The sequence below is a fragment of the Corallococcus sp. CA054B genome, assembly GCF_003611625.1.
GTDB classification, from domain to species: Bacteria; Myxococcota; Myxococcia; order Myxococcales; family Myxococcaceae; genus Corallococcus; species Corallococcus coralloides.
Genome location: NZ_RAVY01000083.1, coordinates 26,166 through 38,752, shown reverse-complemented (window position 1 = coordinate 38,752; position 12,587 = coordinate 26,166). Strand labels below are relative to the sequence as shown.

Below are 12,587 nucleotides of genomic sequence, written 5' to 3'. Positions count from 1 at the left end.
TTCCAGAAGAAGGCGACGGCGAACGCGACGATGACCGCCATCCCCACCGCCACGGCCACCGGCCACTTCGGGCGGGCGGGGGCCAGCGGCTGCGCGGCCAGGGACTCCGTCTGGGGCCCGGAAGGAGGAGGAGAGGTCTCCCGGCCGGCGTGGGGACGCATGCCCACCGTGGGGATGTGCTCCTCGCGGTCCGGCGGACGCGGCACCGAGGGCGGCGGGGCCGTGGGCGTGGTGGGGCGCGAGCGCTGCTCCGGCTTCACTTCCGCGAGCGTCTGGAGCGGGCTGCCCGTCAGCTCCAGGATGAACGCGCCCACGTCCGGGTAGCGGTCCTCCGGCTTCTTCGCCATCGCGCGGGAGATGGCCGCCACCACGTGCGGCGGCGTCCCGGGCGCCAGCGTCAGGAGCGGCGGGGGCTCCAGGTGGACGATCTGGTAGATGAGCTCCGCGACGTTGTCGCCGGTGTAGGGCGGCCGGCCCGCGATCATCTCGTAGACGATGCAGCCGAACGCGAAGAGGTCCGTGCGCGCGTCCACGTTGCTGTTGTGGCCCATGGCCTGCTCGGGGGCCATGTACTGCGGCGTCCCCATCAGCACGGAGTCCAGCGTCATCACCGTGCGCGCGTCCACGAGCTTGGAGATGCCGAAGTCGAGCAGCTTCACGCGCTCGCCCACGACGCCGCCCGCCTCCGTGGGCACGAGGAACACGTTGCCCGGCTTCAGGTCGCGGTGCACCACGCCCGCGCGGTGCGCCGCCTGCAACGCCGCGCCCATCTGCCGGGTGATGGAGATGACCTCCTCCATGGGCAGCTGCTTCTGCTTGCGCAGCCGGCGCGACAGGCCCTCACCGCGCAGGTACTCCATCACCATGAAGGGCGTGCCGTCCTCCAGGGTGTCGAAGTCCAGCACCTCCACGATGTTCGGGTGCCCCAGCCGGGAGGCGATCTCCGCCTCGCGCCGGAAGCGCACCGCCACCTCTTCCGACAGCGCCTCCGCGCCGTGCAGCACCTTGATGGCGACCTGCTTGCCCGGCAGGCGCAGGTGGCGCGCGAGGAACACCGCGCCCATGCCGCCCTTGCCCAGCACGGTGCCAATCTCATACGTGGAGCGCAGGACCCGTCCCGTCGTCAACGGCTCGCTCTGCGCGGAGGTCGGTTCGGTTGGCTTTTGCATCGGCGGTCCAATTTCCTACTAAACCGGGCCGACACGATTGGAAAGCACCTGGGTCGAATCCTCCCCCACGGGTCGTGCGAACGCGCTCGGGCTCTCAGAACCTGAGAGCCCGAGCTGTATTTTTATCCAGAGACGGAAAGCGCTCCGGCTATGGCTCGACGGGAGGCACGACGATGGCGGACTGGAGATCCGCCGCCTCGTTGATGTGTGTCTGCACGGCCTGCCGTTCGCTGGCCAGCTCCTGCTGAAGGGCCGCGTTGGTGGTCTGCGGCGTCAGCAGGCTGTCGCCGATGAAGGCGGTGCGCGCGTGCGCGTTGAGCTGCGCGCTGAGCAGCGCCAGGTCGAGCGCGGCGCCCGCGGCCGGGGCGTTCGGGCCCTGGAGGACCTGCATGAGCTGCTGGACCTCGCTCTGCAACTGGAGGCTCAGCGGGGAGTCCTCGGGCGTGATGCCCTCGGCCGCGAGCAGCGCATCCAGCCGTTGTTTCACGGCGGTGTGCTCGGTCACCATCTGGTTGTTGAAGTCGATCACGGCCTGGTCGGTGGCGAGCGGCGCGGCGTACTGGCCGAGCATCACCTCGCCCTCGTTGGCCACCTGCAGGACGCGGGCGATCTGCGCGTCGCTGAGCGTCTGTATCAGTCCGGTATCCGGGATCGTCGGAATGAGATCAGGCGGGGTGCCCGAATCCGGATCGTCCGGCTGGCCAGGCATCCCTGGCACGCTATCGAAGTTGCCGTCGTCGTCGTCGTCATCGCAGCCCACGCCCAGCGCGAGCGCCCCAGCCACCACCGCCCCCAACCAGAACCTTGCTCTTCGCATGTGATCACCCCTCAGTGAATGTCGCGCGGGGCGAAACCCACACCCGCGCCCCAGACGCCGCCCCGCCGCCGGAGCCACCCGCGGGCTCCGGCGACGGGGGAACGCACTACGGCTCGGGCTCGACGGGAGGCAAGACGATGACGGACTGGAGATCCGACGCCTCGTTGATGTGCGTCTGCACGGCCTGCCGTTCGCTGGCCAGCTCCTGCTGAAGGGCCGCGTTGGTGGCCTGCGGCGTCAGCAGGCTGTCACCGATGAAGGCGGTGCGCGCGTGCGCGTTGAGCTGCGCGCTGAGCAGCGCCAGGTCGAGCGCGGCGCCCGCGGCCGGGGCGTTCGGGCCCTGGAGGACCTGCATGAGCTGCTGGACCTCGTTCTGCAACTGGAGGCTCAGCGGGGAGTCCTCGGGCGTGATGCCCTCGGCCGCGAGCAGCGCATCCAGCCGCTGTTTCACGGCGGTGTGCTCGGTCACCATCTGGTTGTTGAAGTCGATTACCGCCTGGTCGGTGGCGAGCGGCGCGGCGTACTGGCCGAGCATCACCTCGCCCTCGTTGGCCACCTGCAGGACGCGCGCGATCTGCGCATCGGTGAGCGTCAGCACCACGCCCGCGTCGGTGCCCGCGTCCGGGACCTGCTGCTGTGGCACGTCCTGAGACGCTGGATCCTTGTTCGCGTCGCTGCCGCACCCGTAACCCAGCGCCAGTGCGCCCGCCAGCAGTGTCCCCATCCAGAATTTCGCTGTCCGCATGTTCATCCCCCGTGAATGTCGCGTGGGCAGGATGGGGAGGCCCTCCGCCCATGGCCATGCGCGTCTCAGCCGTTGCCACTGTGCCCGGGTGCACAGGCCGGGCAGGCAGGGGGCCTCTCCGGGTGCGTGTGCAGGCCCGGGAACGCGCGATTTTTCACGGGGACAGGGCGGCACCCCCTTAGAGTCGGGTCCGATGAGTGCCTCCGCCGACACCCGCGCCCCGCTCGCCGCCCTGCTGCCGAAGCCCGGCGAGCCCCCTCTCGATGCCGACGAGATCCTCAACCGCTTCGTGAGCTACGTCGCCACGAACGGCTTGAGCCTGTACTCCGCCCAGGAGGAGGCCATCCTGGAGCTCTTGAGCGACAAGCACCTGTTCCTCAAGACGCCCACGGGCTCCGGCAAGTCGCTGGTGGCCATGGCGCTCCACTTCAAGGCCATGGCCGAGGGCAAGGTGTCGTTCTACACGTGCCCCATCAAGGCGCTGGTGAACGAGAAGTTCTTCGCGCTCTCCAAGGCCTTCGGCCCGGAGAACGTGGGCATGCTGACGGGCGACGCGTCCATCAACCGCGAGGCGCCCATCCTCTGCTGCACGGCGGAGATTCTTTCCAACCTCGCGCTGCGTGACGCCTCCGCGCGCGTGGACGCGGTGGTGATGGACGAGTTCCACTACTACTCCGACAAGGAGCGCGGGGTGGCCTGGCAGATTCCGCTGCTGGCGCTGCCCAAGACGCAGTTCCTGCTGATGTCCGCCACGCTGGGCGACACGCACGTCATCGAGCAGAGCCTGGAGAAGCTCACCGGCCGCGAGGTGGCCACGGTGCGCAGCTCCGAGCGCCCCGTGCCGCTGGACTTCGACTACCGCGAGGTGCCGCTGCACGAGACCATCCAGGACCTCATCGCGCGCGGGAAGTACCCCGTGTACCTGGTGAACTTCACGCAGCGGGCCGCGGCCGAGCAGGCGCAGAACCTGATGTCCGTGGACTTCAACACCAAGGAAGAGAAGGAGGAGATCCGCCAGGCGCTGCTGGACGCCCCCTTCGACACGCCCTACGGCAAGGACTTCCAGCGCTTCCTGCGCCACGGCATCGGCATGCACCACGCGGGCCTGCTGCCCAAGTACCGCCTGCTGGTGGAGAAGCTGGCGCAGCAGGGCCTGCTCAAGGTCATCAGCGGCACGGACACGCTGGGCGTGGGCGTGAACATCCCCATCCGCACGGTGCTCTTCACGCAGCTGTTCAAGTTCAACGGCGAGAAGCTGGCGACCTTGAGCGTGCGCGACTTCAAGCAGATCGCCGGCCGCGCGGGCCGCAAGGGCTTCGACACCGAGGGCAGCGTGGTGGCGCAGGCCCCGGAGTACATGATCGAAAACATCCGCCAGGCGGCGAAGGAGGCCGCGGGCAAGAAGAAGTCGCCCAAGGCGAAGCCGCCGCAGAAGGGGTTCGTGCAGTACGACAAGAGCACCTTCGAGCGGCTCCAGAACGGGCTTCCGGAGCCGCTGGAGTCGCGCTTCGACGTGAGCCACGGCCTCTTGCTCAACCTGCTCCAGAGCGACAAGACGGAGGGCAGCGGCGGCTACAAGCGGCTGGTGCAGCTGGTGATGCGCTCGCACAGCTCCGACTACACGAAGAAGAAGCTCCTGAAGGACGCGGCGATGTACTTCCGCACGCTGCGCGACGCGGGCATCGTGAAGGTGGTGCAGTGGGAGAAGCACTCGGCGACGGTGGAGGTGTCGGAGGACCTTCAGCGCGACTTCAGCCTCAACCACACGCTGTCCTTGTACCTGCATGAGACGCTGGAGCTGTTGGACCCCACGCTGGACACGTACGCGCTGGACGTCGTCACGCTGGTGGAGTCCATCCTGGAGAACCCGGACGTGGTGCTGTACGCGCAGCTGCACCAGCTGAAGGGGGAGAAGATCCAGGAGATGAAGGCGCGGGGCGTGGAGTACGACGACCGCATGGAGGAGCTGGAGAAGCTGGAGTGGCCCAAGCCGAACCGCGAGTTCGTCTACGGCACCTTCAACGCCTTCGCGAAGAAGCACCCGTGGGTGGGCGAGGAGAACATCCGGCCCAAGTCCATTGTCCGGGACATGTTCGAGCGCTTCATGTCCTTCCACGACTACGTGCGCGAGTACGGCCTGCAGCGCAGCGAGGGCGTGCTCCTGCGCTACGTGGGAGACGTCTACAAGTCGCTGGTGCAGACGGTGCCGGAGAAGTTCCGCAACGAGGACCTGGACGACATCATCGACCACCTGCGCGCGACGCTGCGTCAGGTGGACTCCAGCCTCCTGGACGAGTGGGAGCGGATGCGCAATCCGGAGGCCCCCGTCGAAGTGAAGCCGGTGGTGGACCTGAAGCCCAAGGAGCTCACGGAGGACTCCAAGGCCTTCGCCGCGCGCGTGCGCGAGGAGCTGCACCGGCTGCTGCGCGCGCTGGGCCAGCGCCGCTACCTGGACGCGCTGGGCATGCTGGACAACGCGCTGGGCGAGTGGACCGCGCCGAAGCTGGAGCTGGCCATGGCGCCGTACTTCGAGGAGCACAAGCTGGTGGTGCTCACGCCCCAGGCGCGCAAGCCGGCGAACACGCAGCTCAAGGAAGCGGGCACGCGCCAGTGGGAGGCCCAGCAGCGCATCATGGACCCGGAGGGCCATGGGGACTGGGTCATCGATTGTGAGATTGATTTGCGCGGCCGGCGCATGGACGACGGCCCCATCCTGATGCTGCGCCGCATTGGCGGCATGGCCGCCTGGTCGTAGGCCTCAGGCGAGGGGCGGCTTGGAGGCGGCTCCGGAGCCTTGGGCCGCCTCGCGCACGGTGCGGGTGGCGACCTCCACCTCCGCGAGGATGCGGCGCGCGTGCTGGAGCAGGGCCTCTCCGGTGGGCAAGAGGCGCATGCCCTTGGGGACGCGCTCGAAGAGGGGCGTGCCCAGCTCATCCTCCAGGGCGAGGATGTGACGGCTGAGCGGCGGCTGGGTGATGTGCAGCCGGCGCGCGGCCCGGCCCACGTGGCCCTCTTCCGCCACCGCGACGAAGGACTGGAGGTGCGTGATGCTCACGCGCGCGAGGTTAGCGCGAGTCGTGCGCACCATCCACGGGGCCTCGTCATGCCAGAACAGCATTGGACGCTCCGGACGGGCGGGTGCCACCTTGCCCGGCATGGGCATCCCTCTCTTCAAGGGCAGTGAAGTGGACCGGCTGCGGCTCGCGGGCCGCGCGGCGGCGGGCACGCTGGCGCACGTGGCCACCCGGCTCCAGCCGGGCGTGACGACGGCGGACATCGACGCGTGGGTTCGCGAGGACACGGCGCGGCGGGGTGGGACGCCCAGTCAGCTGGGCTACAAGGGCTTCCCGGCCACGGTGTGCACCAGCCGCAACCACGTGGTGTGCCATGGCATCCCGCGCACGGATGAGGTGCTGATGCCCGGCGACATCGTCAACGTGGACGTGACGACGCACCTGGACGGCTTCCACGGCGACACGTCCGCCACGTTCATGATTGGTGAGGTCTCCTCGGACGCGAAGCACGTCGTGGACGTGGCGCGGCGCTGCCGGGACGTGGGCGTGTCCGTGGTGCGGCACGGCGCGCGGCTGGGGGACATTGGCGCGGCGGTGATGGCGCTGGCGAAGGCGGAGGGGTGCAGCGTGGTGGAGGAGTTCGGGGGCCACGGCATCGGCAGGCAGATGCACGGGGAGCCGCACGTGCCGCACGTGGCCAGGGCGGGCACGGGCATCACGCTGAAATCCGGGATGGTCATCACCATCGAGCCCATGATCAACCTGGGGCGCCCGGACATCCGGATGATGCCGGACGGGTGGACCGTCGTGACCGCGGACGGCAGCCTGTCCGCCCAGTTCGAACACACCGTGCTCGTCACCCGCGACGGCTGTGAAGTCCTCACCCCCAACGCGCTGTCCCTGCACATCCTCGCGAGCCATCCAGAAAGCTGATGGCTTATCGCTTCTGACATCTGGTGCCCGGAGGCCGCCAGGCGCATCTCCTGGCGCATGGAAACGCCTCCGCCGCTTCCCGTTGTCCGTCCCCGGGCCTGGACGGCCGGGCACGTCCTGATGCCGCTCGGCGCGGCGCTCTGCCTGCTTCCTTTCGTCTCCACCGGCGTGGCCCTGCTCGCGGGGCTGTGCGTGGCCCTGACCGTGGGCAATCCGTTCGCCGGGACGACGCGGGCCCTGACGCCCCGGTTGTTGTCCCTGGCGGTGGTGGGGCTGGGGGCGGGCATGGACCTGCGCACGGTGCTCGCGGCGGGGCGTGAGGGCCTGGGCTACACGGTGGTGGGCATCGCGCTGTGCCTGACGCTGGGCGTGGGGCTCGCCCGGCTGCTGGGCGTTCCCCGCGTGACGGGCCTGCTCATCAGCGTGGGCACGGCCATCTGCGGCGGGAGCGCCATCGCGGCGGTGGTGCCGGTGCTGCGGCCCCAGGAGCATGAGACGTCCGTGGCGCTGGGCACGGTGTTCCTGCTCAATGCCGTAGCGCTGTTCGTCTTCCCCGTCGTGGGCCACGCGGTGGGGCTGACGCCGCACCAGTTCGGCCTGTGGTGCGCGATGGCCATCCACGACACCAGCTCCGTGGTGGGCGCGGCGCTGCGCTACGGCCCCGAGGCCCTGGCGGTGGCCACGCCCGTGAAGCTGGCGCGCGCCCTATGGATTCTCCCTCTGACGGTGGGCCTGGCCGCATGGCGTCGGCGCGAGGGCCACGCGGTGACGGGCCGGGTGCGCCGGCCGTGGTTCATCGCCGGGTTCCTCGGAGCGGCGGCGGTCGTGACCGTGTTCCCGGGACTCGAACCGGTGGGGCAGGGCGTGGCGGCCGTTGCCCGGCAGCTGCTCGTCGTGACGCTGTTCCTGTTGGGGGCGGGGCTGACGCGCGAGACGCTGCGGGCGGTGGGCCTTCGTCCGCTCGCGCAGGCGGTGGTGTTGTGGCTGCTCATGGCGGGCCTGTGCCTGGGCGCGCTGCGGCTGGGTTGGGCCGCGTGAGCCGCGGGCTCAGGGCAGCAGCACCGGGGGCGTGGCGCGGGCATGGCGCAGGAAGCGGCCCGCGGCTCCGGACGGTTCATCCACGGGCAGGGCCCAGGAGAACGCGCGCGGGATGCGCAGCCCCGGCACGGGCAGCACCTGGAACCGGCCCAGGGACAGCTCGCCGTCGATGCTCCAGCGGGACAACAGCGCCACGCCCAGGCCCAGGGACACGGCCCGTTTGATGGCCTCGGTGCTGCCCAGCTGAAGGTCTCCACGTTGGGGGCCCTTGCGCACGCCCGCCTTGCGCAGGGCCCGGTCCAGCACGGCGCGGGTGCCGGAGCCCTGCTCCCGCCACAGCAGCGGCACCTCCCGCAGCGCCTCCATGGTGCGGATCCGCGCCCACTCCACCGGCCCCTGTGACGAAACCACCGGCACCAGCTCGTCATCCAGGTAGCGCTCCAGCCGGATGCCGGGCGCCCGCGCGTGGCCCTCCACCAGCCCGAGCGGTACCCGGCCCTCCGACAGCCACGTCAGCACCTCGCGCGTATTGCCCACTTCCAGACGGACCTGGAGTTCACGGTGCGTGCGCAGGAAGGACGCCAGCAGACCAGGCACGATGGCATTGGCGACGGTGGTGCTCGCCGCCAGCGCCAGCTCGCCGGTGAGGGTCTCCTCGGCCGCGATGGCGAGCGCCGCCTCATCCAGCAGTCCATGGATGCGTTGGGCGTAGTCGAAGAGGACACGCCCCGCCGCGTTCAGCCGCACTCCGCGCGCGGTGCGCACGAGCAGCGGCTGGCCGCAGTCCGCCTCCAGTTGCCGGACCTGCGCGGTGACGGCGGGCTGTGACAGGTGGAGCAGGCGGGAGGCGGCGGAGATCTGCCCGGTCGAGGCGACGACGCGGAAGGTTTCGAGCCGGCGGGGGTCGACGAACAAGGCCGTCATCCTAGACGAGGCGCGGGGGAAGGGGCGCCTCCATCGCTGGGTGTTGAGAAGGGGGCGCTTGCGTCCGCCTGCCCGGCCGGGCGCACGGTGGTTCTCGTTGGAAGCGTCAGGGCCTTTGATAGGTTGGCGCCCCATATGAAGAAGATCCTGGTCGCGCTCGTCGTGCTCATCGTCCTGGCGGTCGCGGGTGCAGGCGGCGTGTTCATGCACTTCCAGAACGCCACCACCGCGCCGCACACGGCGGCGGATCCGGCTCCCAAGGAGTTCGTGGTGAAGAAGGGAGCGTCCGCGCGCTCGCTGGGCCAGCAGCTCCAGGCCCAGGGCTTCCTGGACGACCCCAACGTCTGGCGCTTCCACCTGTGGCGCCGGGGCAGCCTCAACGTGAAGGCGGGCCGCTTCATGTTGAGCCCCACCGCCTCCGTCGCGGAGCTGGCCAACGCCCTGGAAGGCCAGCCGCTGCCGGAGGACGTGCCCTTCGCGATGATCGAAGGCTGGCGCCTGCGCGACACCGACCAGGTGCTCGCAGCCCAGGGCCTCATCAAGCCGGGCGAGTACATCGCCGCGGCCAGCCGCACGAGCAGCTTCGCCGCGCCGTTCCCGCTGCCCACGCGCAGCCTGGAGGGCTACCTCTACCCGGAGACGTACGGGATCATCGCGGACAACTTCAAGGTGGAGGCGTTCATCCAGCGGCAGATCGACACCTTCCGCGCGCGCTTCTACGACGCGCACAAGGACGAGATCGCCAAGAGCGGCCGGTCGCTGCACGACATCGTCGTGATGGCCTCCATGCTGGAGCGCGAGGAGCCGGTGCCCTCCCAGCGCCCGCTCGTCGCGGGCATCCTCTGGAAGCGCGTGGACAAGGGCTTCCCGCTGGGCGTGGACGCCACCAGCCGCTACGAGCTGGCGGAGTGGAACGACCGCAAGGCGTTCCTCAAGCGGCTGCGGGACGCCTCGGATCCGTGGAACTCGCGCTCCCGCGCGGGCCTGCCGCCGGGCCCCATTGGCGCGCCCACGGTGGACTCGCTGCTCGCCGCGCTGCGGCCCGTGAAGAGCGACTACTGGTACTACCTGCACGACGCCCAGAAGGTCCTCCACCCGTCGCGCAACGCGCAGGAGCACGAAGCGCTTCGCGCCAAGTACAACGTGTACTGAGGCACCACGATGACGTCCCCCCTCCTGGATCCGAGCCGCGTCTCCACGCCTCCTTCCGATGCCGAGGGCGCCTTGCGCGAGGAGGTGGCCCGGCTGCGCCAGGAGACCGAGCGGCTCCACCTGTTGCTGGAGACCGCGGCGCAGGTCACCTGGTCGACGAACCCCGCCAGGGACGCGCTGACACCCATCTCCCCGTCGTGGACGGCCTTCACCGGCCAGACGGCGGAGCAGATGCGCAACCAGGGATGGCTCCTCGCCCTGCACCCGGATGACCGGGCCGGGGCCCTGGCGGCGTGGCAGCGGGCCAAGGCGGGGACGCAGCTCTTCGCCACGCGCTACCGGCTGCGCCGCGTGGATGGCGCGTACGTGTGGATGCTCGCGCGGGGCTTGCCGGTGCTGGGGGCGGACGGCTGCGTGCGCGAGTGGGTGGGCACCTGCGTGGACATCCAGGCGCAAGCCCTGGGCGAGGAGCGCGCCGAGTTCCTGGCGCGGGCCAGCGAGCTGTTCGCGTCGTCGCTGGACGCCTCCGCCACGCTGGCGTCGCTGGCGAACCTGTCGGTGTCGGCGCTCGCGGACTGGTGCATCGTGGACATGCTGCACCCGGATGGCCACTTCGAGCGCGTCCAGGTGGTGGCGGCGGATCCCTCGCATGCGCCGCTCGCGGCCACCGTGCAGCGGCTGACGCCGGTGCCCCAGGAGCGGCCCGTCTATCCTCCCGCGGTGGCGCTGGCGACCGGCCGGTCCACCCTGGTGCCGGAGGTCACGGACGCGGAGATGCAGGCCGTGGCGCAGGACGCGCATCACCTGGAGACGATGCGACGGGTGGGCATGCGTTCACTGCTCACCGTGCCGCTCATGGCCCGGGGCCACATCCTGGGCGCGCTGACCTTCCTGGTCACCACCTCCAGCCGCCGGTATCGCGACGAGGACCTGCGGTTCGCCCAGGAGCTGGCGAACGTGGCCGCGCTCGCGGTGGACAACGCGCGGCTGCTCCAGGGCGCGCGCGACGCCATCCGCCTGCGCGACGAGTTCCTCTCCGTCGCGAGCCACGAGCTGAAGACGCCGCTGACGCCGCTGAGCCTGAAGCTCCAGGCGCTGTCGCGCGCGGTGAAGTCGCATCCGGACTCGCCGCTGGCCCCGGTCATCGAGGCGCACGTGGAGACGGGGCACCGCCAGGTCCGCCGGCTCACGGAGCTGATGAACGACCTGCTGGACGTGTCGCGCATCAGCGCAGGCACCTTCCGCCTGCAGCGCGAGGAGGTGGACGTCGCGGAGGTGGTGCGCGAGGTGGCCACGATGTTCGCGCCCAGGTTCGCCCTGGAGCACTGCGAGTTCCAGGTGGAGGCCCCGGGGGCGGTGCGCGGCTGCTTCGACCGGGCACGGCTGGCGCAGGTGTTGGATCACCTGCTGGACAACGCCCTCAAGTACGGCGCCGGGACGCCGGTGTCCGTGCGGCTCGTGGCGGACGGGCCCGTGGCGCGGCTCACGGTGCGCGACGGGGGCATCGGCGTCTCGCCGGAGCAGCGGCCCCGCCTCTTCGAGCGCTACGGCCGCGCGGTGTCCGAGCGCCACTATGGCGGCCTGGGCCTGGGGCTCTACCTCACCCGCACCATCGTGGAGGCCGAGGGCGGGCGCGTGTCCCTGGACAGCAGCCTGGGCGAGGGCGCGACGTTCATGGTGGAGCTGCCGCTCACGCGCCCCTGACAACCGCTACGGCGCGCTCGTGCCGGGCGGCTGGGGCGACGTCTGGAACATGCCCGCGAGGATGCGCTCGGCCGCGTCCGCGAGCAGGTCCCTCGCCATGCGCGTCTCCTCGCCGAAGATGCCGCGCGACGTGTTCGCGTCCAGCACGTGCGTGGCCAGCAGCGCGAACGCCGACGGCTCGTCGAACGTCGCCTCCGAGGAGAGCACGCGCTTGCCGGGCTGTTGATCCTCCTCGTGGAAGCGCCCCTCCCACGTATCGCCCAGGGTGATGGAGAAGTACTGCGCGGCCACGTTGCCGGGCCGCGACATGTGCGACGCGGCCACCACGGCGCGCAGCTGGCCGCGCTCCTCGGCGGTCATCTGGCGTTTCCACGCCTCGACCGAGGCGTGCATGGTGTCGATCTGATCCCTCGCCGCGTCCTCGGCGTTCTTCAGCAGGTCCGGCACCCGGGCGTGGATGAACGCGGAGAGCTCCGCCTGCGTCACCTGGTTCGCGGCCAGCACGCCGTCCACGAGCGCGAGCGACGCGTCGAGCAGGCGGTGCTGCCGCGCCAGGGCTTCTGCCGGAAGGCCCCGGTCCTCCAGGCTCCCGCGCGAGGCGGTGATGAGGCCGCGCAAGGTGGTGAGCCGCGTGCGCGTCTCCTCATCGAGCGCGTCCTTGCTGGCGAGCAGGATGTGGAGCGCGAGCGGCACGTGGGTGATGGACTTGTACTCGTGGTAGCGGCGCGTGCGCGCGGGCGCCTCGAAGCGCTGGCCGCGCATGCGCAGGATGAGCACGTCGTCGATCTGCGCGATGACGGGCCCCAGGCGGGACAGCACGGCCTCACGGCGCGCGGCGTACGCGTCGCGGAACGCCTGGTTGAGCACGCTGATCGGATCCGCGGGCTCCAGCGCCACGGTTCGCGCGACGTCGGAGGGCGGCTCGGGAGGAGGGGAGGGGGAGGAGGGCGCTCCCACGGGGCACTCAGCCATGGCGGGCACCGTAGCGCCCCGCGCGCAGCTGTCATCCACGGCCGCGCTCCGGGTGTCCGGATTCCTTCAACCCGAAAAGCGAAAGGCCGGCCCCGCATCGAAGCGGGACCGGCCTTCCG

Annotated in this window: 11 protein-coding genes; 5 read left to right on the top strand and 6 right to left on the bottom strand. The window is 70.6% G+C overall.

The features are described 5' to 3' along the window. From D7V80_RS20825 to D7V80_RS20815, 3 genes are all read right to left on the bottom strand, one after another. Positions 1-1,169 (bottom strand): serine/threonine-protein kinase (locus D7V80_RS20825; protein WP_147447162.1); only part of this gene is annotated, 1,169 nt, incomplete at its 3' end. A gap of 148 nt (positions 1,170-1,317) precedes the next feature. Next, the gene (locus tag D7V80_RS20820; protein ID WP_120589804.1) at positions 1,318-1,986 is read right to left on the bottom strand and encodes a DUF4142 domain-containing protein; all 669 of its coding nucleotides are present in this window, start codon (positions 1,984-1,986) and stop codon (positions 1,318-1,320) included. 106 nt (positions 1,987-2,092) lie between these two features. Continuing rightward, positions 2,093-2,710, bottom strand: coding sequence for a DUF4142 domain-containing protein (locus D7V80_RS20815; RefSeq protein WP_233585566.1), 618 nt, complete (start codon positions 2,708-2,710; stop codon positions 2,093-2,095). A 214-nt stretch (positions 2,711-2,924) separates the two neighbouring features. Between D7V80_RS20815 and D7V80_RS20810 the strand changes: the two genes are divergently transcribed. Next, positions 2,925-5,486, top strand: a complete 2,562-nt coding sequence (locus tag D7V80_RS20810) for an RNA helicase (RefSeq protein WP_120589803.1) — start codon at positions 2,925-2,927, stop codon at positions 5,484-5,486. 3 nt (positions 5,487-5,489) lie between these two features. Here the strand turns inward: D7V80_RS20810 and D7V80_RS20805 are convergent, their stop codons facing one another. Next, positions 5,490-5,888 carry a LysR family transcriptional regulator gene (locus D7V80_RS20805; protein WP_370452513.1) on the bottom strand — a complete coding sequence of 133 codons (399 nt, stop codon included), beginning with the start codon at positions 5,886-5,888 and terminating at the stop codon, positions 5,490-5,492. Here D7V80_RS20805 and map point away from each other — a divergent pair. Beyond that, entirely contained in the window at positions 5,887-6,678 is a 792-nt protein-coding gene (map, locus tag D7V80_RS20800) for a type I methionyl aminopeptidase (RefSeq protein ID WP_120589802.1), read from the top strand. The two genes, D7V80_RS20805 and map, sit on opposite strands and share 2 nt — an antisense overlap. A gap of 120 nt (positions 6,679-6,798) precedes the next feature. After that, the gene (locus D7V80_RS20795; RefSeq protein WP_120589801.1) at positions 6,799-7,716 is read left to right on the top strand and encodes a YeiH family protein; all 918 of its coding nucleotides are present in this window, start codon (positions 6,799-6,801) and stop codon (positions 7,714-7,716) included. Positions 7,717-7,725: 9 nt separating this feature from the next. On the opposite strand, the gene D7V80_RS20790 is transcribed toward D7V80_RS20795, so the two are convergent. After that, complete coding sequence (locus D7V80_RS20790; RefSeq protein WP_120589800.1) at positions 7,726-8,640, bottom strand: LysR family transcriptional regulator; 915 nt, start codon at positions 8,638-8,640, stop codon at positions 7,726-7,728. A gap of 135 nt (positions 8,641-8,775) precedes the next feature. Between D7V80_RS20790 and mltG the strand changes: the two genes are divergently transcribed. Both mltG and D7V80_RS20780 read left to right on the top strand, forming a co-directional pair. Continuing rightward, positions 8,776-9,792, top strand: a complete 1,017-nt coding sequence (gene mltG, locus D7V80_RS20785) for an endolytic transglycosylase MltG (protein WP_120589799.1) — start codon at positions 8,776-8,778, stop codon at positions 9,790-9,792. A 9-nt stretch (positions 9,793-9,801) separates the two neighbouring features. Next, complete coding sequence (locus D7V80_RS20780) at positions 9,802-11,496, top strand: ATP-binding protein (protein WP_120589798.1); 1,695 nt, start codon at positions 9,802-9,804, stop codon at positions 11,494-11,496. Positions 11,497-11,502: 6 nt separating this feature from the next. On the opposite strand, the gene D7V80_RS20775 is transcribed toward D7V80_RS20780, so the two are convergent. After that, positions 11,503-12,453, bottom strand: coding sequence for a hypothetical protein (locus D7V80_RS20775; protein WP_233585564.1), 951 nt, complete (start codon positions 12,451-12,453; stop codon positions 11,503-11,505). Positions 12,454-12,587: the final 134 nt, after the last annotated feature.